General features: G+C 56.1%; 1 pseudogene. It reads left to right on the top strand.

What is annotated here, in order from left to right:
* Positions 1-234: 234 nt before the first annotated feature.
* A pseudogene (gene pyrG, locus SB772_RS39230) lies at positions 235-424 on the top strand (CTP synthetase); the annotation flags it as partial.

Raw genomic sequence — 424 nt, 5'->3', positions numbered from 1 at the left:
ATACAACTTCTGTGCGTTCCTCGAAAACACAGCAGTTGCCGATTACCACGCAGTTTTTTGCTGGGCTGATTCTGGAAATGACGAGCGAGCTCCATGCCGGGGATACCCTGGTTTGTACAGACGCGGCAGTTTTTCGAGATGCACTGTGATTGACGCAGGTGATCGGGGGCTTCGGCCTTCCTTCGCTTTCTCCGGCGGCGCTGGCCGCCTTAACGCAGACTTCTAGGGTTTTTCATGACGCGCTACATATTCGTCACGGGCGGTGTTGTTTCTTCATTGGGGAAAGGCATTGCCTCGGCTTCCCTGGCGGCCATCCTGGAAGCGCGGGGGCTCAAGGTCACCATGCTCAAGCTGGATCCGTACATCAACGTCGATCCTGGCACCATGAGTCCGTTCCAGCACGGTGAAGTCTTCGTCACCCATG

Origin of the sequence: Paraburkholderia sp. SIMBA_030 (assembly GCF_046535245.1) — a bacterium.
Lineage (GTDB): Bacteria > Pseudomonadota > Gammaproteobacteria > Burkholderiales > Burkholderiaceae > Paraburkholderia.
The sequence above is the reverse complement of the archived record's forward strand: the minus strand, read 5'-3'. Positions and strand labels throughout refer to the sequence as shown.